Genomic DNA, 16,539 nt, shown 5'->3' with positions numbered 1-16,539 from the left:
CCCCGGCGGTTGAGCACGCCTCGGTTGGTTGAGCCTGTCGAAACCCGGGTCGACGGCGTCCTGCTCGACGTCGACGACACGCTGGTCGACTCCAAGGGCACGATCGCGAAGGCGCTCTCGACGGTCGCCGTGGAGTACCTGCCGCACGTGCCCGTGGACCGCTATCCCGAGCTGCTCGCGCACTGGCGCACGGACCCCGCCGGCCACTCCAAGCGCTCCACGCGCGGCGAGACCGACGCACTCACGCAGCGCCGGCTGCGGGCCGACCTGCTGCACCGGACCTTCGGGGGCGAGCCCGTCACCGAGGCGTCGTTCGCCGCCTGGGACGCGCTGTTCTGGGGCACGTTCGAGCGGTCGTGGGCGGCGTTCGACGACGCCCGCCCGGCCCTCGACGCGCTGCGCGCCGCCGGCGTCGCGGTGGGGGTGGTGACCAACGCGGCCACGGAGCTGCAGGAGCGCACGCTGCGCGCGTCGGGGCTCGCCGGCCTTCCGGTGCTCCTCGGCGTCGACACGCTGGGCTACGGCAAGCCGCACCCGGGCTCGCGACCCTGCCGGCGGCCCTCGGCCTCTGACCTGTCAGGGCCAGGAGCATGAATAGCGTGCCCTGACCCTGACAAGTCATGGCGCGCGCGAGTTGTCAGGGCCAGGAGCATGAATACGGTGTCTTGGTCCTGACAGGTGTCAGGGGTTGAGGACGAGCACCGCGGTCAGCGCGATCCCCGTGACGACGACGGCCCCGGCGGCGCCCAGCAGCAGCGGCCGGCGCGCGGTCCGGGCGAGGCGCGGCACGTCCACCCCGGTCCCGAGGGCGAACATCGCGGCCACGAAGAGGACCGTCGTGACCTGCGTGGCGGCGTCGACCACGCCTTCGGGCAGCAGACCGGTGCTGCGCACCAGCAGTGCGGCGAGGAAGCCCAGCACGAAGCCGGGCACGGGCGCCGGGCGGCGGGCGGCGGGCGCGTCCTCGGTGCCGTGGCTCGCCCTGGCCGCGGTGAGGGCGGAGCGCCGGGCCAGCACCGCGCCGGTCCCGGCGACGATGGGCGCAAGCAGCACGACGCGCGCCAGCTTGGTGACCGTCGCGGTGGCGAGCGCGGCGGCCGACACGGTGCCCGCCGCCGCGACGACCTGCGCCACCTCCTGCACGCTCGCCCCGATCCACAGCCCGGCCTGGTGGTCCGTGAGGTTCAGGCCGTCGGCGAGCAGCGGCAGCGCGACGATCGCGAGCGTCCCGTAGACGGTGACGAGGGCGAGCGCCGCGGCGACGTCGTCGCGGAGCCGTGCGGGCGCGGCCGTCCCCGTGCGCGGGTCGCGCTCGAGCACGCTCGTCATCGCCGAGACGGCGGCGGCCCCGCAGATCGAGAATCCGGTGGCGACGAGCAGCGCCGTGTCGCGGGGCACCCGCAGCACCCGCCCGAGCGCGAGGATCGCCGTGAAGGTCCCGGCCACCGTCACGACCACCACCGCGATCCCGCGCCAGCCGAGCGCGAGGACGTCGGGGACCGAGAGCTGCAGCCCGAGCAGCACGACGCCGGCCCGTAGCACCGTGCGTGCGGTCCACTCCGTGCCGGGAGCGACGCGCGCGGAGAAACGCGCCGCCGGACCGTCGCGGGGGACGACCCGGCCCAGCACCGAGCCGAGCACGGCGCCCGCCAGGAGGGCCAGGACCAGCGGGGAGACGGCGCCCCCGGTCGCCGGGGCGAGCAGCCGGCTGGCGGCCAGCAGCAGCCCGGTCGCGGCGGCGGCGAGCGCGACGCCGGGCACGAGGCGCGCGGTGGTGGTCGCGGGGGGAGTGGTCGTCACGCCTTCAGGCTCTCTGGCGGCGACAGGCGCCCGGAAGCGTCAGGTGCCGATCCATCCATAGACTCGCACTATGGCTGAACGTCCTCCCCTCGCGGCCCTCGAGCTGCTGGTCGCCCTCGACGCGCACGGCTCGATCAGCGCGGCCGCCCGCGTCGCGGGGGTCTCGCAGCCGACCGCGTCCGCCGGGCTGCACCGGCTCGAGCGCCGGCTCGGCCTGGAGCTCCTCGAGCGCGGCCCGCGCGGCACCGGGCTCACCGCCGTCGGGAGCCGGGTGGCCGAGGCGGCGCGCGACGTCGTGCACGCCGTGGACCGGTTCGAGGCCGCGGCGGCCGCGCTGCGCTCGGCGCCGGTGGCCGGCCTGCGCGTGGCGGCAAGCCTCACAGTCGCCGAGTACCTGGCGCCCCGCTGGCTGGCGGCGTTCGCGCGCAGCGAGCGGGAGCAGGGCGGCGCGGCCCCGGACGTGGAGCTCGTCGTGCGCAACTCCCGCGAGGTGATGGAGCTGGTGCTCGGCGGGGACGCGGTGCTCGGGTTCGTGGAGAGCCCCACGGTGCGGCGAGGGCTGCGCTCGCGGACCGTCGCGCAGGACGAGCTCGTGGCCGTCGTGGCGCCGGGGCACCCCTGGGCGCGACGGCGGTCGGTGAGCCCGGCGGAGCTCGTCACAGGCCGCCTCGTGCTGCGCGAGCCCGGCTCCGGCACCCGCGACGTGCTCGAGGAGGCGCTCGGCCAGGCGGGCGTGCGGCTGCCCGCCCGGGTCACTGCCCTGGGATCCACCGTCGCCGTCAAGACGGCTGTGCGGCACGGCGACGGCGTCACCGTGCTCTCCGCCCTGACCGTCGCGGACGACGTCGCCGCGGGGCACCTCGTGACCGTGCCGATCGCGCAGCTCGACCTGTCGCGCCGGCTGCGGGCGGTGTGGCGCGACGGGGCCGCGCTGCCCGCTCCCGCGCGCCGCCTCGCGGCGGTGGCCGGCGCGCGCTGACGGTGCTCGCTGAGGGTGCTCGCTGACGGTGCGCCGCGGGCGGGCCGTCAGCGGCGCGTCGCGCGGATGGCGTGCGTCACGTAGGGCAGGTCCACGTCGACGCGGCCGGCGAGCTGCGGGTGGGTGGCCACCAGGGCGTCGAAAGACGCCGCGCGGTCCGCCGACGAGTGCGGATCGGGGCCGGCGGCGGACAGCTCGGGCGAGGGCTGCGGGGTGGCGCTGGGCGGCATGCAGGAGGCTCCCATGCCACCGGCGGCGGGTGCGGCGCCGGGCGTGACGCACGGCACCCGCGCCCGTTTTGGCCAGCGGCGCCGCGTCCGGTAATGTCTTCCGACGTTGGGCCTGACGCGGGCGCGTCGCTGAATGTCGTATTTGCCCGGAAGGTTTGACCCATTGGGGTATGGTGTAATTGGCAGCACGAGTGGTTCTGGTCCACTTAGTCTAGGTTCGAGTCCTGGTACCCCAGCGCAGAGCTCGTCGCGCGTCACCCTCGGAGACGGGGGCCGGCGCGTTGGAGTTCTCACCGGCACGGCGGACCATGACGATTCATGGGGACGTCGAGTCATAGGCCCCCATCGTCTAGCGGCCTAGGACGCCGCCCTCTCACGGCGGTAACGCGGGTTCAAATCCCGCTGGGGGTACACAGAGCAGAGGCCCGGTCCACGTGGACCGGGCCTTCGTCGTTCCCTGGGTCGCCGCGGGGCGAGGCCCGGAGGCGCGCTCAGAGGAACGGGTCGGGCACGTTGCCGCCGTCGCTGCGGGGCGGCTTGTACGACGCGCCGGGGCCGGTCGGCTCCCACGCGGCGGGCGTCGCCCCGAACGAAGGTGTCGCTTCCAGGGGGCGCGGCGCCGGCGGTGCCGGCTGCGACGGCTGCACCGCGATGGGCTGCGTCGTGGGCCGCGGGCCCTCCGGGTCCGTGCGGCCCGGGACGACGGTCGGCCCGGAGGTCGCCGGGGGGCGCGCCCCCGCCGAGGGACCGGCGCCGATGTCGTCCTCGGGCATGAAGATCGTGTCGCAGAGCGTGCGGTACGTGGCGTCGGGGTGCGGCACGTACTTGATGGTGCGCAGCGCCTGGTCCTGGCCGGCGGACTCCATGTCGAAGCGGCCGTAGCCGATCATCTGACCCAATGGGCTGCGGGAGAACCCCATGTCCGTGACCTTCTTGAGCGGCATCATCGCCACCCGGTGCACGACCAGCCCGTACAGCAGCAGCAGGCGCCTGTCCGTGGCGACGAACCACTCGTAGCGCCACTCCAGCCAGAGCCACGCCAGGCGGGCGGCGACGACGAACCATGCCACCCACAGCCACTGGACGGTGCCGCGCACCTCGACCGGGGTCGTCATGACGATCGTGCCGATCAGCAGGAACGCCGCGCCGGTGGTGGCGATGGGTTCGAGCAGCCGGGCCCAGTGGCGGCGCGTCGCGACCACCACCACCTCGTTCGGCAGGACGTACCGGCGGAGGTGGCGGTGCGTGCGGATCGTCTCGCTGGGGCGGGACCTGTCGGTGACCACGTCGTGTTCCGGTGCCGTGGGTCAGTCGGTCAGGCTCGAGAAGAACTGCCCGAAGCCCGAGAACGCGCTGGAGATGAACTCCCAGATCGAGGTGACGATGTTCGCCGCACGGTCAGGGCTTGTCACGATCGCGTAGATCAGGAAGATCACGACGATCCAGATCAGCAGGGTCTTGGCCTTCGCGGGCATCAGGTCCTCACGCCTCTCGGGTCGCAGGGCAGAGTTGCCCCGTCAGCCAGGAGCGTACTGACCTGGGCCGACGCCGGACAGCACCGGGCCCGGCGCGCCGTGTCGGGCGACGCCGGGCCTGTAGTCGGCGAGGTGCCGACGGTGTGCTCGGGTCACTCACCTGCGCGGCGCAGCACCTCGGTGAGCCGGTTGGCGGCCGAGATGACGGCCGCGGAATGTAGGCGGCCCGGCTGCCGGGTGAGGCGCTCGACGGGGCCCGACACGGAGACGGACGCCACGATCCGGCCGGAGGGCCCGCGGACGGGCGCCGACACGGACGCGACGCCCAGCTCGCGCTCGGAGACCGACTGCGCCCAGCCGCGCCTGCGGACGCCGGACAGGATGGTCGCGGTGAACACGGCCTCCCGCAGCCCGCGGTGCAGGCGGTCGGGCTCCTCCCACGCCAGCAGGATCTGCGCCGCGGAGCCCGCGTGCATCGTGAGCGTGGCGCCGACGGGGATCGAGTCGCGCAGGCCCACCGGTCGCTCGGCGGCGGCCACGCAGACGCGATGGTCCCCCTGGCGGCGGTAGAGCTGGGCGCTCTCGCCGGTGTGGTCGCGCAGCGCGGTGAGCACGGGGTTGGCCGCGGCGAGAAGCCGGTCCTCGCCGGCAGCAGTCGCGAGCTCGTTGAGGCGCGGTCCGAGCACGAACCTGCCCTGCATGTCGCGCCCGACGAGCCGGTGGTGCTCGAGCGCGACGGCCAGTCGGTGGGCCGTGGGCCGGGCGAGTCCGGTCGAGGAGACCAGCTGCGCGAGGGTGGCGGGACCTGCCTCGAGCGCGCCCAGTACGGACGCGGCCTTGTCGAGTACGCCGACTCCGCTAGTATCGTCCATAGGACGATATTGACGTCTCAGCCACTGAGATTGCAAGTCGAAGACTGCATCTCACGGGATGGAACTGTCTCACGGCCGGACCGGTGGCGGTCTCGACAGGGACGCACGCAACGCACGAAGGCCGCGGGGACGCGGCGGACGAGGAGCACATGATGGCCGGCACGCTGGCAGAGAAGGTCTGGGAGGCGCACCTGGTGCGCCGTGGCAGCGACGGGGCTCCGGACCTCCTCTACATCGATCTGCACCTCGTGCACGAGGTGACGAGCCCGCAGGCGTTCGAGGGCCTGCGCCTCGCCGGTCGCCCGGTCCGTCGCCCGGATCTCACGATCGCGACCGAGGACCACAACACGCCCACGCTCGACATCGACCTGCCGATCGCGGACCTCACGAGCCGCACGCAGATCGACACGCTGCGCAACAACGCCAAGGAGTTCGGCGTCCGGATCCACTCCCTGGGCGACGCCGACCAGGGCATCGTGCACCAGGTGGGCCCGCAGCTCGGCCTGACCATGCCCGGCCTCACCGTGGTGTGCGGCGACTCGCACACGTCCACGCACGGCGCCTTCGGGGCGCTGGCCTTCGGCATCGGCACCTCCGAGGTCGAGCACGTGCTCGCCACGCAGACGCTGCCGCTCTCACCGTTCAAGACGATGGCGATCACCGTCAACGGCGAGCTGCCGCCGGGCGCTACCAGCAAGGACATCATCCTGGCGATCATCGCCAAGATCGGCACCGGCGGCGGTCAGGGCTACGTGCTCGAGTACCGCGGCGAGGCCATCCGCACGCTCTCGATGGAGGCGCGGATGACCATCTGCAACATGTCCATCGAGGCCGGCGCCCGAGCGGGCATGATCGCGCCCGACGAGACGACGTTCGACTACCTCAAGGGCCGCCCGCACGCGCCCGAGGGCGAGGACTGGGACGCCGCGGTGGAGTACTGGTCGACGCTGCGCAGCGACGACGACGCCCAGTTCGACGCGGAGGTCGTGCTCGAGGCGGCCGACCTCGAGCCCTTCGTCACCTGGGGCACCAACCCGGGCCAGGGCCTGCCGCTGTCGGCGTCGGTGCCCGTCCCGTCCGAGATCGCGGACGCGGACGAGCGCGTCGCCGCCGAGCGCGCGCTGGAGTACATGGGCCTGGAGGCGGGCCTCCCGCTGCGCGACGTGAAGGTCGACACGGTCTTCATCGGCTCGTGCACCAACGGCCGCATCGAGGACCTGCGCTCGGTGGCCAAGGTGGTCCAGGGCCGGGAGAAGGCTGAGGACGTGCGCGTGCTCGTCGTCCCGGCCTCGGCGCGCGTGCGGCTGCAGGCCGAGGCCGAGGGCCTCGACGTGATCTTCAAGGAATTCGGCGCCGAGTGGCGCAACGCCGGGTGCTCGATGTGCCTGGGCATGAACCCCGACCAGCTCGCCCCCGGTGAGCGGGCGGCGTCCACGTCGAACCGCAACTTCGAGGGCCGGCAGGGCAAGGGCGGGCGCACGCACCTGGTCTCGCCGCTCGTCGCCGCGGCCACCGCTATCCGAGGCACCCTGTCGTCGGTGTCCGACCTCGAGCTCGACACCGACGTCGACCTCACGACGTTCGACGGCAGCCCCCTGACGCCGCTGTCCGCCCCGTCGTTCGTCTGAGCACCCCGAGTTTTCGAGGAGAACCCCCATGGACAAGTTCACCACCCACACCGGCGTCGGGGTGCCGCTGCGCCGCAGCAACGTCGATACCGACCAGATCATCCCCGCCGTCTACCTCAAGCGCGTGACGCGTACGGGCTTCGAGGACGCCCTGTTCGCGGCGTGGCGCGGCGACCCGTCCTTCGTGCTCAACCAGGACGCGTACAAGGCCGGTTCCGTGCTCGTCGCGGGCCAGGACTTCGGCACCGGGTCCTCGCGCGAGCACGCCGTCTGGGCGCTCAAGGACTACGGCTTCCGGGTCGTGCTCGCCCCGCGCTTCGCGGACATCTTCCGCGGTAACTCGGGCAAGCAGGGCCTGGTGGCCGGCATCGTCGCGCAGGAGGACATCGAGATCCTCTGGAAGATCCTCGAGACGAAGCCGGGCACCGAGGTGACCGTGGACCTCGAGGCGCGCACGGCGCACGCCGACGACGTCACCGTGCCGTTCCAGATCGACGACTACACGCGCTGGCGTCTCCTGGAGGGCCTCGACGACATCGGCCTCACTCTGACGAACGAGGCTGACATCACCGCGTTCGAGACGCAGCGGGCGTCGTGGCGGCCCAAGACCCTGCCGGCCAAGCACCTGCCGAACGTCCCGATCGAGCCCGCGCGCTCCGGGGGCTGACCCCCCCTCGATGCCGTCCGGCGCGTTTCGCCTCGCGACGACCGGTCCCAATCAGCCGGTCTTGTGGCGGGCCCCGCCCTCGAGGTGGATCGTCTCGCCGGAGACGAAGCCCGCCCGCAGCAGCCACATCACCGTGTCGACGACGTCGTCGGGCTCGCCGTGCCGGCCGACCAGCGTTCCGGCGGCACTCTTGCTCAGCAAGGCGGCCTTGCCCGCGCCCAGCCGGTCCCAGGCGCCCGAGTCGACGACGCCGGGCGAGACGGCGTTGACCCGCACCGGGGCGAGGTCGGCGGCGAGGTGCCGGGCGAGGTACTCGACCGCCCCGTTGGTCGTCCCCTTGACCAGCGAGCCCGGCCCCGGCCGCCAGCCGACGACCCCGGAGAACAGCACGATCGACCCGTTCGGCCGCAGCACCGGCGCGAAGTGCTTGGCAACCAGCATCGGCCCGATCACCTTTGCCGAGAACGCAGCCACCAGGCTGTCGTGATCCAGCTCGACAGCCCGCACGTCGTGCGGCGCCGAACCGGTCGACACGATGTGGTCGATCCCGTCCGCGAGCCGTGCCGCCGCAGCGGCGATCGTCGCCTCGTCCTGCAGGTCGATGCGCACCGCGGTCGCGTCGATCTCGGCCGCCAGCGCCTCGGCGGCAGCCAGATCACGTGCGCCGATCACCACGTCGTACCCGTCCTTCACCGCACGCCGTGCGACTGCGGCCCCTAACGCCCGTGCACCGCCGATGACCAGGATCCGTTCCATGCCCGTCACTCCCTCTCGTAGGATCGGGATCACGGTATGGAATTGATACCGGTACCTTCAACGGAACTGGGAGCACCCATGGGCAAGGCGTACAACGTGATGGCGGCGACCTGCCCGAGCCGGACCGTGCTCCACCGGATCGGCGCGCGCTGGACCGTGTTCGTCGTCAACGCCCTGGCGGACGGCCCACGCCGCTTCACCGACCTCAAGGCGCACATCCAGGGGATCACCCCGAAGGTCCTGACCGAGACCCTCCGCTCCCTCGAGGTCGACGGCCTGATCAGCCGGCACGAGTTCGCCGAGAACCCGCCCCGGGTCGAGTACGCCCTGACGCCGCTGGGGGGCTCCCTCCTCGTCCCGCTCCGCGCCGTGCGGGACTGGGCCGAGCAGCACGTCCCCGACATCGAGGCCGCCCGCGCCCGGCACGCGGACCAGGCGTACACCGACACGGTGTGAGCGGGACTCTGCGGCACGCTTCGCCCGCTCAGGCGCGTGCCCCAGGCACCCCTTGCGCGCCCGCTACAAGGCCGGTGGGCCCTGCCTTACCCGCTCGAGCAGGCGCTCGGGCGTCGCCTCGGCCGGGTCCCACCACGAGTCGATCCACCAGGTGGCGCCGGCATCCGCCATCGCGCGGGCCTGGTCGTGCGCCTCGTCGGGGTCGGACGAGAGCAACCCGGAGGCCACGACGTCGAACGGCCCCGCGTCCTGGCCGGCGACGGACGCGCGCTGCTCGGCGATCCAGGCCGTCAGCTCGCGGACGGCGTCCGGCCCGGCCTCGGCCTCCTCCGGCGTCTCGCCGCGCGCCTGCACGACGATGCCGTCCCAGCGCAGCGTGCGGCGCAGGTTCTTGATCGGGGGGCGCTTCGCGTCCCAGACCCCGACCGGCCACACGGGGATGCGGCCGTGCACCGGGGGAGTAGCGAACTGGAACGGCCCGTTGCGCACGTGCTCGCCGTCGGCCTCGAACTCCTCTCCCGACCACGACCGCTCCAGCCACCCGAGCGTCTCGTCGAGGATCCCGGCACGCTCGCGCAGGGCTGTCTTCTGCCCCGGGACGGACGTGAACCCGCGGTCGTCGAGCACGCCGACGCCCACGGGCAGCACCAGGCGGCCGCCCGAGAGGTGGTCGACCGTCAGGGCGCGCTGCGCCAGCTCCCACGCCCGGTGCCGCGGCACGGCGAAGACCATGGCGCCGAGCGTGATCCGTTCGGTCACCGTGGCGGCACCCGCGAGCACGGCGAACGGGTCCCACGCGGTGAGCGCGTCGCCGCCCCAGTCGCCCATGCTGATCGCGTCCCAGGAGAAGAACCCGTCCCAGCCGTGCTCCTCGCACTCGCGCGCGAGGCGCACGTGCTGCGCCGGGGTACCGAAGCTGCTGACGAATCCGAACTTCATACCGTTCCTCCGGGTGACCCAGGTGGTTGGCCGACGTCACCGATCACGCTACGCCGAGCCCTCTGACACTCCTCGGATCGGGTGCGGTCAGATGTGGATGGGGCGCTCGAAGAACGTCTCCAGCACCACGATCGCGTCGGTCCCGGTGACGCCGTCGACGCCGAAGATCCGGCGCAGCGCCTGCTGCAGCTCTTCGGTGGACGCGGTGCGCACCTTCACGAGGACCGAGGCCGCTCCGGCGACGATGTGCGCCTCCTCGATCTCCGCGATCCGGGCCAGCGCCTCGCGCGTGGACGGTTCGCCCATCCAGGCGTTCGCGTCGACCATGACAAAGGCGAGCACGCCGCGGCCGACGGCACTGGGGTCGATCTCGATGGTCGTCCGGCGGATCACCCCGCGTTCTCGAGACTTGCGCACACGGTCGTGAGCCGCCCCGGCGGAGAGCCCCACGGCCTTGCCCAGCGCTGTGTACGGCATGCCCGCGTCCTGCTGCAGCAGCTTCAGGAGCTCCCGGTCGACGTCATCCATGGTAGGGACTATACCGATGGCACCGGCTGTACAGGAATCGGTCGCTGAGGCTAATCTCCGAACGGTGTCTACTTCTGAGGCGATTCCTACCGAGTTGGTCGCGCTGGACGAGCGGTTCGCTGGATGCGATGGCGACTTCGTCGTCAAGCGTCACTTCTCCGACGCGCGGAAGACCGAGGGCCCCGCGTACTTCGCGGGCGGGCAGTACCTCGTCTTCAGCGACATCCCGAACGACCGGCTGCTTCGCTATGACGAGACGACGGGCGCCGTTGGCGTCCTGCGGCACGGCTCCGGATACGCCAACGGGAACACCGTGGACCGCCAGGGACGCCTCGTCACCTGCGAGCAGGGCAACCGGCGCGTGACGCGTACCGAGCACGACGGCTCGGTGACGGTCCTCGCGGACAGCTACCGCGGCAAGCGGCTGAACAGCCCGAACGACGTCGTGGTGCGTGCGGACGGTTCGGTGTGGTTCACCGACCCCACCTACGGGATCACCGGGGACTACGAGGGCAATGCCGGTGAGTCGGACTTCGGCGGCGACTGCTACGTGTTCCGCATCGACCCCGTCGACGGGGAGGTCACCGTCGTCGCGGACGACTTCGTCCGGCCCAACGGGCTGGCGTTCTCGCCGGACGAGCAGCGGCTGTTCGTCGTCGACACCCGTCAGGACCCGAGCCACATCCGCGTCTTCGACGTCACGGACAACGGGCGCCTGACCGGCGGCGCGATCCACGCCACGTGCGACGCCGGCCGCTTCGACGGGATGCGCCTCGATACCGAGGGCCGGATCTGGGTCGCCGCCTGGGACGGCGTGCACTGCTTCGCTCCCGACGGCGACCTGATCGGCAAGCTGCTCCTGCCCGAGTCGGTAGCGAACCTCACCTTCGGCGGGCACAAGCGGAATCACCTCTACATCACGGCGGGCACCTCGCTGTACTCGCTGCGGGTCACCTTCAACGGTGCCGCGTACCCCCGCTGACCACCGGCGAAGCTAGGGTTGCGCCGTGACGCAGACGCAACCCGTGGTGGAGATGTGGACCGACGGGGCCTGCAAGGGCAACCCGGGCCTCGGCGGCTGGGGGGCGCTGCTGCGCTTCGGCGAGCACACCAAGGAGCTCTTCGGCGGCGAGACCGTCACGACGAACAACCGGATGGAGCTCACGGCCGTCGTCGAGGCGCTCCGGACCCTCACGCGGCCCAGCACGGTGGTGATCCACGTGGACTCGTCGTACGTGATGAACGGCATGAAGACGTGGATCGCGGGCTGGAAGCGCAACGGCTGGCAGACCTCGGCGAAGAAGCCCGTGAAGAACGTGGACCTGTGGCAGGCCCTCGACGCGGAGGTCGCCGAGCACGACGTCCGGTGGGTGTGGGTCAAGGGGCACGCCGGCGACCCGGGGAACGAGCGCGCGGACGAGCTGGCGAACCAGGGAGTGGACTCGGTGCGGTGAGGATGCCGCGGTGAAGCTGCTGCCGGTCAGGTGCGACGGACGTCACGCCGCGGCCGGTCGCGCGCGCGAATAGGCTGGACCCATGGCTTCCCACTACGACGTCGTCCTCCTCGGGGCTGGCCCCGGCGGCTATGTCGCCGCGATCCGTGCGGCCCAGCTCGGCAAGTCCGTCGCGATCATCGAGGAGAAGTACTGGGGTGGTGTCTGCCTCAACGTGGGCTGCATCCCCTCCAAGGCCCTCCTACGCAACGCGGAGCTCGCCCACATCTTCAACCACCAGGCCGACTTCTTCGGCATGTCCGGTGACGTGACGTTCGACTTCGGCAAGGCGTTCGACCGGTCCCGTGTGGTCGCGGACGGCCGCACCAAGGGCGTCCACTTCCTCATGAAGAAGAACAAGATCACCGAGTACGACGGCCGCGGTACGTTCCGCGACGCGAACACGATCGAGGTGACGCTCAACGCCGGCGGCACCGAGACCGTGACGTTCGACAACGCGATCATCGCGACGGGCTCCAAGGTCAAGCTGCTGCCCGGCGTCGAGCTCAGCGAGAACGTCGTGACCTACGAGAAGCAGATCATGACGCGCGAGCTGCCGAAGTCGATCGCCATCGTCGGCGCCGGCGCCATCGGCATGGAGTTCGCCTACGTCCTGAAGAACTACGGCGTGGACGTCACGATCATCGAGTTCCTCGACCGTGCGCTGCCGAACGAGGACGCGGACGTCTCCAAGGAGATCGCCAAGCAGTACAAGAAGCTGGGCGTCAAGCTCCTCACCTCCACCGCCGTCCAGACGATCAAGGACGACGGCTCGTCGGTCACCGTCTCCTACAAGGGTGTCAAGGACGACAAGCCCGGCGAGATCGTCGTCGACAAGGTCCTGTCCGCAGTCGGCTTCGCGCCCAACGTCGAGAACTTCGGCCTCGAGAACACCGGCGTGCAGCTCACCGAGCGCGGCGCCATCGGCATCGACGACCACATGCGCACCAACGTGCCGCACATCTACGCCATCGGCGACGTCACCGCCAAGCTCATGCTGGCGCACGTCGCGGAGGCGCAGGGCGTCGTCGCGGCCGAGACCATCGGCGGCGCCGAGACCATGACGCTGGGCGACTACCGGATGATGCCGCGCGCCACGTTCTGCTCCCCGCAGGTCGCGTCGTTCGGCCTCACCGAGGCCCAGGCCAAGGACGAGGGCTACGACGTCAAGGTCGCCTCGTTCCCCTTCATGGCCAACGGCAAGGCGCACGGCCTCGGCGACACCACCGGCTTCGTCAAGATCGTGGCCGACGCCAAGTACAACGAGCTGCTCGGTGCCCACATGATCGGCCCGGACGTCTCCGAGATGCTGCCCGAGCTCACGCTCGCGCAGAAGTGGGACCTCACCGCCGACGAGGTCGCGCGCAACGTGCACACGCACCCGACGCTGTCCGAGTCCGTCCAGGAGTCCATCCACGGCCTCGTGGGGCACATGATCAACCTGTAGTCACCGGGGCACATCGGTCATCGGTCGATCGCCTGGTCAGAGGCCCGGATCTGCGAGTTTCCGCAGGTCCGGGCCTCTTTTCTGCCCGGCTCGATCCCGCCGTTGCGTCGCTGGCGAGCGCGACGGCGGTCAAGCCGGCCGCGACGATGTGTCTGTCGAGCGCGCTGGTGCATCGGGCTGAGTGACGAGATCCCGCTTGCGCCCGACATCGCGTTGCCTCGCGGCCCCAGATTCCCCGCGGGCTTCAAGCACGTGACGTGGCATGCCTTCGGGCAGGCGACGTTCACCACCTCATTCAATTGCTCCGCGTGCGGACTCACAGCAGCACCTATTCGGCGATCGTGACGTGCTCGACGGCCGTCCCACCCGATCGGATCGTGGTCGCCCGTGCGCGGGCGTTGGCGCGGCAGACGCTGCGCTCTCGCCCCGCGGTGTAGGCGTGGTCGATCGTCTCGGGAAGGACGAGCCGCCCGCCCATCTCCGAGTCTTCGTTCCGGCCCTGCCACCATCGCTCCACGGCGCGCTTGCCGGCGGTCTCGCGGTCGGTCTCGACCGAGACGATGTGCAGTCGGTCGTAGTCGGCCTTGGCCAGCGACTGGAGCAGCCGGTCGCCGTAGGCGGGTGACGCCATCGTGTCCCCTCGATGACAACGTCCAGTCGGTCCAGGAGCGCTGCGCGCCGCACGGCGTTGCACACCTCAGTCGATGTCGACTGCAGCAGCGGGCTCAGTTCGCGGGGGCCGAACCACCCCGCCGTCCGGCAGTGGCCTGCCGAGGTGCTCCACCACGCTCAGCGGCGCGCGGCCCTCGCGGGCCAGCAGCAGCTGGCGCGCCAGTGTCGCCCGGTTCAGCTCGCGCCGGGTCAGGACCTGCACGCTGCGCTCCCCTCATCCGTCACGCTCACATCATCGCCTACAAGGGCCGGCACCGGTCATCAGAGTCTTCGTGCAGGCCAGGGCCTTCTCGCCGAGGGGGAGGCACGGGCTGCGCATGGCCCGTTTGTGGTATAACCATGACCGACGGACCTGGTCGCCGGCGCGTCGCGCCGCACCCGGAGGAATCCTGACGCCAACGTCGCGTCGGCGCGCCCCTGGCGCGAGCCCCCATGGTCCCGTCACCGCCTCGCCGGCCCGGTCGTGTGTCGGCGCACGAACGCCTCGGCCGCGTCGCATCGCCATGCGCCGCGGCCGGGGACGCTGACGAACGGAAGGAGCTCTGTGCTGTCGACGCTGTCGACCCAGCCGGCACGGTACGCACGACCCTGTGCGTGCCGCCCCGTCTGTCCCCGACGGGTCCCGCCCGCCTAGCTGCCGTTCCCGCTGCACCCGTCTCACCCGGACCTGCACCAGCTTTCCGGTTCCCTGACGAGAGAGTGAGAACGCCTTGAGCGACCTGCAACAACTTCCTGGATCCGTCGTGATCCTCATCTTCCTGCTGTTCTTCGGCGGCAGCTTCTACATGTCGGTCCGTATCAGCCGGAAGAAGGAGAACGCGGACGGCTACATGACCGGCGGCGGAAAGATCGGGTTCGGCATCTCCGCCGCGTCCATGACCGCCACCTGGATCTGGGCGTCGTCGATGTACGCCTCCGCCACCTCCGGCTACACCTACGGCGTCTCGGGCCCCATCCACTACGGGCTGTGGGGCGCGCTGATGATCCTGCTCATCTACCCGTTCGGGCGCAGGATCCGCGCGGTGGCGCCGCGCGCGCACACGATCGCCGAGGTGATGTTCGCCCGCCACGGGCGCTCGAGCCAGCTCATGCTCGCGGGGTCCAACGTGCTCGGCAGCGTCATCAGCCTCACGTCCAACCTGATCGCCGGCGGGGCCCTGGTCGGCATGCTCACGCCCTACACCTTCACGCAGGGGATCGTCGCCATCGCGGCCGGCGTGCTCCTGTACACGCTGTGGTCCGGCTTCCGGGCGTCGGTCCTCACCGACTTCGCGCAGGTGGTGGCCCTGCTGGGCGCCGTCGTGGTCATCATCCCGGTCGTGTTCTTCGCGGCCGGCGGGCCCGGCCTGTTCGAGACCGGGGCGGCGAACCTCACGCCCCAGCAGGGGGACTTCTTCTCGTCGGACGCGTTCTTCAACCAGGGGGCCCCGTACATCGCGGCCGTGCTGGCCTACGCCATCGGCAACCAGACCATCGCCCAGCGCCTCTTCGCGGTCCGTGAGGACCTCATCAAGAAGACCTTCGTCACGGCGACGTTCGGCTACGGCGCGACGATCATCGGTGTCGGGATGCTCGGCGTCATCGCCCTGTACGCGGGCGTCCAGCCGATCGACGGCGACGTCAACAACCTCATCCCGCAGATGGCCGCGACCTACCTGAACCCGGCGCTCCTGTGCCTGTTCTTCGTGATGATCATCGGCTCGCTCTCCTCGACGGCGGACTCCGACCTCACGGCGCTCTCGTCGATCATCATGGCGGACGTCTACGGCCAGAACGTCGCGGGCAAGAAGCGTGCCAACCCGCGCACGATGATCCTCATCGGCCGGATCACGATGGTCGTCGCGATCGCGGCGGGGATCGGGTTCGCCGGGGCCAAGTTCAACATCCTGGACCTGCTCGTGTTCGTCGGTGCGATGTGGGGTGCCCTCGTGTTCCCCGTCATCGCGAGCTTCTACTGGGACCGGGTCACGAACGCCGCCTTCAGCATCGCGGTCGTCGCGGGCCTCGCGACCTTCCTGCCGGTGCGTTTCGAGTGGGTCGACCTGTCCGGCGGGCTGGGCATCGCCTCGGACGTCCTGTCCACCCTCGGCGTCGGTGTCGTGCTCGGCCTGATGGCCTTCGGCTTCTTCGGCAAGCGGGTCGCGCTCGTTGTCGGGACGATCGCCACGGTGGCGGCCGCTCCCTTCGCGATCGGGTTCCTGCACACCTACCCGGTGCTGTCGGGGTCGCTCGTGGCCTATGCGGCCAGCACGCTGGTCTGCGTCGCCCTGACGATGCTGAGCAAGGATCGGTTCGACTTCGCCCTCATCAAGGAGCGCACCGGTGACTTCGACGAGGAGCCGGCGGCCGTGAGCCGTCCGGTCGACGAGCCGCGACGGGGCGAGCCTGTCGCGGCAGGAGAGGGGATCTCATGACGTTCCTGCTGACGTTGTACGTGCTCGTCTGGCCGGTCGTCGTGGCCGGCGTGCTCTTCGTGCTCGTCCGAGCGTTCTACCGCGAGCTGCGCGCCGCGAAGGCCGAGGGGCGCAGCATCATCTAGCGTCCCGACGGCGCGGACGCGCCTCGTGAAGCCGGCACGGGCCGCACCCCCAGGGGTG

Annotated in this window: 20 protein-coding genes and 2 tRNA genes; 12 read left to right on the top strand and 10 right to left on the bottom strand. The window is 71.3% G+C overall.

Annotated elements, in window-relative coordinates; translation table 11 throughout:
* Positions 1 to 24 precede the first annotated feature (24 nt).
* The gene (locus AC1C2W_RS13610) at positions 25 to 594 is read left to right on the top strand and encodes an HAD family hydrolase (protein WP_495413374.1); all 570 of its coding nucleotides are present in this window, start codon (positions 25 to 27) and stop codon (positions 592 to 594) included.
* Between the two features lie 87 nt (positions 595 to 681).
* Here AC1C2W_RS13610 and AC1C2W_RS13605 read toward each other — a convergent pair whose 3' ends face one another.
* Positions 682 to 1,800 (bottom strand): YeiH family protein, encoded by a 1,119-nt coding sequence (locus tag AC1C2W_RS13605; protein ID WP_495413373.1) that lies wholly within the window; start codon positions 1,798 to 1,800, stop codon positions 682 to 684.
* A 70-nt stretch (positions 1,801 to 1,870) separates the two neighbouring features.
* On the opposite strand from AC1C2W_RS13605, the gene AC1C2W_RS13600 reads away from it, so the two are divergent.
* Complete coding sequence (locus AC1C2W_RS13600; RefSeq protein WP_495413372.1) at positions 1,871 to 2,779, top strand: LysR substrate-binding domain-containing protein; 909 nt, start codon at positions 1,871 to 1,873, stop codon at positions 2,777 to 2,779.
* Positions 2,780 to 2,826: 47 nt separating this feature from the next.
* Here the strand turns inward: AC1C2W_RS13600 and AC1C2W_RS13595 are convergent, their stop codons facing one another.
* Positions 2,827 to 3,009 carry a hypothetical protein gene (locus AC1C2W_RS13595; RefSeq protein ID WP_495413371.1) on the bottom strand — a complete coding sequence of 61 codons (183 nt, stop codon included), beginning with the start codon at positions 3,007 to 3,009 and terminating at the stop codon, positions 2,827 to 2,829.
* A gap of 164 nt (positions 3,010 to 3,173) precedes the next feature.
* Here AC1C2W_RS13595 and AC1C2W_RS13590 point away from each other — a divergent pair.
* Both AC1C2W_RS13590 and AC1C2W_RS13585 read left to right on the top strand, forming a co-directional pair.
* Positions 3,174 to 3,245 (top strand) — tRNA-Gln (locus AC1C2W_RS13590).
* Between the two features lie 102 nt (positions 3,246 to 3,347).
* A tRNA-Glu gene (locus AC1C2W_RS13585) sits at positions 3,348 to 3,420 on the top strand.
* Positions 3,421 to 3,500: 80 nt separating this feature from the next.
* Here AC1C2W_RS13585 and AC1C2W_RS13580 read toward each other — a convergent pair.
* From AC1C2W_RS13580 to AC1C2W_RS13570, 3 genes are all read right to left on the bottom strand, one after another.
* Entirely contained in the window at positions 3,501 to 4,295 is a 795-nt protein-coding gene (locus tag AC1C2W_RS13580) for a PH domain-containing protein (RefSeq protein ID WP_495413370.1), read from the bottom strand.
* A gap of 21 nt (positions 4,296 to 4,316) precedes the next feature.
* Positions 4,317 to 4,484, bottom strand: coding sequence for a hypothetical protein (locus AC1C2W_RS13575; protein WP_495389752.1), 168 nt, complete (start codon positions 4,482 to 4,484; stop codon positions 4,317 to 4,319).
* Between the two features lie 152 nt (positions 4,485 to 4,636).
* Entirely contained in the window at positions 4,637 to 5,356 is a 720-nt protein-coding gene (locus AC1C2W_RS13570; RefSeq protein ID WP_495389751.1) for an IclR family transcriptional regulator, read from the bottom strand.
* A 152-nt stretch (positions 5,357 to 5,508) separates the two neighbouring features.
* Between AC1C2W_RS13570 and leuC the strand changes: the two genes are divergently transcribed.
* Positions 5,509 to 6,984 carry a 3-isopropylmalate dehydratase large subunit gene (leuC, locus tag AC1C2W_RS13565; RefSeq protein ID WP_495389833.1) on the top strand — a complete coding sequence of 492 codons (1,476 nt, stop codon included), beginning with the start codon at positions 5,509 to 5,511 and terminating at the stop codon, positions 6,982 to 6,984.
* 28 nt (positions 6,985 to 7,012) lie between these two features.
* Positions 7,013 to 7,651 (top strand): 3-isopropylmalate dehydratase small subunit, encoded by a 639-nt coding sequence (leuD, locus tag AC1C2W_RS13560; protein ID WP_495389750.1) that lies wholly within the window; start codon positions 7,013 to 7,015, stop codon positions 7,649 to 7,651.
* A gap of 51 nt (positions 7,652 to 7,702) precedes the next feature.
* Here leuD and AC1C2W_RS13555 read toward each other — a convergent pair whose 3' ends face one another.
* Positions 7,703 to 8,407, bottom strand: a complete 705-nt coding sequence (locus tag AC1C2W_RS13555) for an SDR family oxidoreductase (RefSeq protein ID WP_495413369.1) — start codon at positions 8,405 to 8,407, stop codon at positions 7,703 to 7,705.
* A 78-nt stretch (positions 8,408 to 8,485) separates the two neighbouring features.
* On the opposite strand from AC1C2W_RS13555, the gene AC1C2W_RS13550 reads away from it, so the two are divergent.
* Positions 8,486 to 8,863 (top strand): winged helix-turn-helix transcriptional regulator, encoded by a 378-nt coding sequence (locus AC1C2W_RS13550; RefSeq protein WP_495413368.1) that lies wholly within the window; start codon positions 8,486 to 8,488, stop codon positions 8,861 to 8,863.
* Between the two features lie 63 nt (positions 8,864 to 8,926).
* Here AC1C2W_RS13550 and AC1C2W_RS13545 read toward each other — a convergent pair whose 3' ends face one another.
* Together AC1C2W_RS13545 and AC1C2W_RS13540 are read right to left on the bottom strand one after the other, a co-directional pair.
* Positions 8,927 to 9,802, bottom strand: coding sequence for an LLM class flavin-dependent oxidoreductase (locus tag AC1C2W_RS13545; protein ID WP_495413367.1), 876 nt, complete (start codon positions 9,800 to 9,802; stop codon positions 8,927 to 8,929).
* Between the two features lie 87 nt (positions 9,803 to 9,889).
* The gene (locus tag AC1C2W_RS13540) at positions 9,890 to 10,330 is read right to left on the bottom strand and encodes an Lrp/AsnC family transcriptional regulator (protein ID WP_495389746.1); all 441 of its coding nucleotides are present in this window, start codon (positions 10,328 to 10,330) and stop codon (positions 9,890 to 9,892) included.
* Between the two features lie 64 nt (positions 10,331 to 10,394).
* Between AC1C2W_RS13540 and AC1C2W_RS13535 the strand changes: the two genes are divergently transcribed.
* The 3 genes from AC1C2W_RS13535 to lpdA all read left to right on the top strand — a co-directional run bounded on the left by AC1C2W_RS13535 (position 10,395) and on the right by lpdA (position 13,270).
* Positions 10,395 to 11,312 (top strand): SMP-30/gluconolactonase/LRE family protein, encoded by a 918-nt coding sequence (locus tag AC1C2W_RS13535; RefSeq protein ID WP_495413366.1) that lies wholly within the window; start codon positions 10,395 to 10,397, stop codon positions 11,310 to 11,312.
* A gap of 25 nt (positions 11,313 to 11,337) precedes the next feature.
* Positions 11,338 to 11,784 (top strand): ribonuclease HI, encoded by a 447-nt coding sequence (rnhA, locus tag AC1C2W_RS13530; protein ID WP_495389744.1) that lies wholly within the window; start codon positions 11,338 to 11,340, stop codon positions 11,782 to 11,784.
* Between the two features lie 82 nt (positions 11,785 to 11,866).
* Positions 11,867 to 13,270: a dihydrolipoyl dehydrogenase gene (gene lpdA / locus AC1C2W_RS13525; protein WP_495413365.1), complete on the top strand. Its 1,404-nt coding sequence runs from the start codon at positions 11,867 to 11,869 to the stop codon at positions 13,268 to 13,270.
* Between the two features lie 328 nt (positions 13,271 to 13,598).
* Here lpdA and AC1C2W_RS13520 read toward each other — a convergent pair whose 3' ends face one another.
* Positions 13,599 to 13,901: a zeta toxin family protein gene (locus tag AC1C2W_RS13520; protein ID WP_495413364.1), complete on the bottom strand. Its 303-nt coding sequence runs from the start codon at positions 13,899 to 13,901 to the stop codon at positions 13,599 to 13,601.
* Between the two features lie 66 nt (positions 13,902 to 13,967).
* Entirely contained in the window at positions 13,968 to 14,144 is a 177-nt protein-coding gene (locus tag AC1C2W_RS13515) for a hypothetical protein (protein WP_495413363.1), read from the bottom strand.
* Positions 14,145 to 14,727: 583 nt separating this feature from the next.
* Between AC1C2W_RS13515 and AC1C2W_RS13510 the strand changes: the two genes are divergently transcribed.
* Entirely contained in the window at positions 14,728 to 16,356 is a 1,629-nt protein-coding gene (locus AC1C2W_RS13510) for a sodium:solute symporter family transporter (protein ID WP_495413404.1), read from the top strand.
* A complete protein-coding gene (locus AC1C2W_RS13505) occupies positions 16,353 to 16,481 on the top strand; it encodes a putative transporter small subunit (RefSeq protein WP_495413362.1) in 129 nt (42 codons plus the stop codon). Before AC1C2W_RS13510 ends, AC1C2W_RS13505 begins: the two co-directional genes overlap by 4 nt.
* Positions 16,482 to 16,539 lie beyond the last annotated feature (58 nt).

It is taken from the genome of Isoptericola sp. Y581 (genome assembly GCF_059445475.1).
The sequence above is the reverse complement of the archived record's forward strand: the minus strand, read 5'-3'. Positions and strand labels throughout refer to the sequence as shown.

What these genes read in the sequence shown, in the direction of transcription:
- AC1C2W_RS13600 (WP_495413372.1), top strand. Translation starts at nt 1,871, where the DNA reads ATGGCTGAACGTCCTCCCCTCGCGGCCCTCGAGCTGCTGGTCGCCCTC.
- AC1C2W_RS13595 (WP_495413371.1), bottom strand. Translation starts at nt 3,009, where the DNA reads ATGCCGCCCAGCGCCACCCCGCAGCCCTCGCCCGAGCTGTCCGCCGCC.
- AC1C2W_RS13575 (WP_495389752.1), bottom strand. Translation starts at nt 4,484, where the DNA reads ATGCCCGCGAAGGCCAAGACCCTGCTGATCTGGATCGTCGTGATCTTC.
- AC1C2W_RS13570 (WP_495389751.1), bottom strand. Translation starts at nt 5,356, where the DNA reads ATGGACGATACTAGCGGAGTCGGCGTACTCGACAAGGCCGCGTCCGTA.
- leuC (WP_495389833.1), top strand. Translation starts at nt 5,509, where the DNA reads ATGGCCGGCACGCTGGCAGAGAAGGTCTGGGAGGCGCACCTGGTGCGC.
- leuD (WP_495389750.1), top strand. Translation starts at nt 7,013, where the DNA reads ATGGACAAGTTCACCACCCACACCGGCGTCGGGGTGCCGCTGCGCCGC.
- AC1C2W_RS13555 (WP_495413369.1), bottom strand. Translation starts at nt 8,407, where the DNA reads ATGGAACGGATCCTGGTCATCGGCGGTGCACGGGCGTTAGGGGCCGCA.
- AC1C2W_RS13550 (WP_495413368.1), top strand. Translation starts at nt 8,486, where the DNA reads ATGGGCAAGGCGTACAACGTGATGGCGGCGACCTGCCCGAGCCGGACC.
- AC1C2W_RS13545 (WP_495413367.1), bottom strand. Translation starts at nt 9,802, where the DNA reads ATGAAGTTCGGATTCGTCAGCAGCTTCGGTACCCCGGCGCAGCACGTG.
- AC1C2W_RS13540 (WP_495389746.1), bottom strand. Translation starts at nt 10,330, where the DNA reads ATGGATGACGTCGACCGGGAGCTCCTGAAGCTGCTGCAGCAGGACGCG.
- lpdA (WP_495413365.1), top strand. Translation starts at nt 11,867, where the DNA reads ATGGCTTCCCACTACGACGTCGTCCTCCTCGGGGCTGGCCCCGGCGGC.
- AC1C2W_RS13520 (WP_495413364.1), bottom strand. Translation starts at nt 13,901, where the DNA reads ATGGCGTCACCCGCCTACGGCGACCGGCTGCTCCAGTCGCTGGCCAAG.
- AC1C2W_RS13510 (WP_495413404.1), top strand. Translation starts at nt 14,728, where the DNA reads ATGTCGGTCCGTATCAGCCGGAAGAAGGAGAACGCGGACGGCTACATG.
- AC1C2W_RS13505 (WP_495413362.1), top strand. Translation starts at nt 16,353, where the DNA reads ATGACGTTCCTGCTGACGTTGTACGTGCTCGTCTGGCCGGTCGTCGTG.